The organism is Sphingobacterium faecale (genome assembly GCF_016746095.1).
GTDB lineage: Bacteria > Bacteroidota > Bacteroidia > Sphingobacteriales > Sphingobacteriaceae > Sphingobacterium > Sphingobacterium faecale.
Genome location: NZ_JAERTY010000033.1, coordinates 1 through 1,506, shown reverse-complemented (window position 1 = coordinate 1,506; position 1,506 = coordinate 1). Strand labels below are relative to the sequence as shown.

1 protein-coding gene is annotated in these 1,506 nt (G+C 41.2%); it reads left to right on the top strand.

Going from position 1 to position 1,506, the window contains the following annotated elements:
* Positions 1-56 precede the first annotated feature (56 nt).
* Positions 57-1,506 (top strand): SusC/RagA family TonB-linked outer membrane protein (locus tag JKG61_RS23430; RefSeq protein ID WP_202105300.1); only part of this gene is annotated, 1,450 nt, incomplete at its 3' end.

Below are 1,506 nucleotides of genomic sequence, written 5' to 3'. Positions count from 1 at the left end.
GAACCGATATGTCTATCAGCGAAAAGCCAAATCTCTATTACAACCCTACAATACCTATGAATGAGGTTATCGATATCGAACGCTTTTTATACGGAGAGGGAGCTTGGGATGGAACCATCAACCAAATTTATCCGTATATCACCCCAACCATTGAAGCATTACTAGCTGAAAAAAATGGACATATCGATAAAGCCGAGATGGAAAGACGTATTGCGCAATTGAAAACACAGGATGTGCGTAGCGATCTAAATAAATACGTATATCGCCCGGTGCAGCTTTATAAAGGAGCTGTCAATTTCTCTGGGGGCGCCAAACAGCATAATTATTACTTCTCGGGAGGTTATGATAAGAATTTAGGGGATATATCTGGTCATCACGATGAACGGATCAGCTTGAATGCAAAGAATACCTATAGGTTATTGGACAATAAACTGTTGTTTAATGCTGACCTAGCTTTTACATCAAATATAGGACGTACAGGAGGTAATTCGATGTACAAGGTGTTGTATGATAAACTCGCTGATGAACAGGGGAATCCGCTTTCAATTGGAGGACTGTCGTTACGTCAAAGTTATATTGATACAGCCGGCATGGGCTTATTGTTGGATTGGAATCTTTACCCTCTAGATGACATCAATCGGTCTCGTACGTCTACGGAGCTCATAAGTTATCAAGTGCAGCCGTCCGTAACTTATAAACCCTTTCAATGGTTAGGGTTATCAGCCAATTATCAGTACCGTAAAAACTACAGTGAGACAAATATGCTTTATGCTGCCGATAGTTATGAAATGATTGACCTATACAATCGCTTTACCCAAATAAATTATGCTACGGGTATAGCTACTTCACCTATTCCCCGCGGAGGAAAGCTTAATCAAACAAACAACAGTTTGAGCTCGCATTACTTTAGAGGTCGTTTTAACGTCGATAAGACATGGGATGAGATTCATGGCTTTCATCTGGTAGGTGGTATGGAGCTGAATAGCCGTAGCACCTTAAATAGGATGATGCCTGTCATGATCGGTTACAAGGAGGCAACAGAGACTTATGTTCCATTTGATCCCACACAACGGTATAGGCAATACCTGACAGGTACATTAAGTACTATTCCCAATATATCTCTGGTCAATATGAGTCGAGGAACCACATTGAACCGAAGCCGCCTTTATTTTGGGAACGCTTCTTATAGTTACAAGAAACGATATACCGCTACTCTCTCGGTACGCAAAGATGAGGCAAATATTTTTGGCGTAGACATCAATCAACGAGGTCGACCATTCTGGTCGGCTGGCTTACGTTGGCAGCTTCATGAGGAAGAATTTTACAAAGTGCATTGGCTTTCTAAACTGGTATTACGCGCTACACATGGGTATACGGGGAATGTGAGTAGTTCATCGGCGTATATTACGTCAAAAATAGAAGCTAGACCATTTGTTTTTACAAATAGAATTTATCAGACAATTACCAATCCGCCGAACCCTCAATTGAGTTGGGAGAACGTTAGGA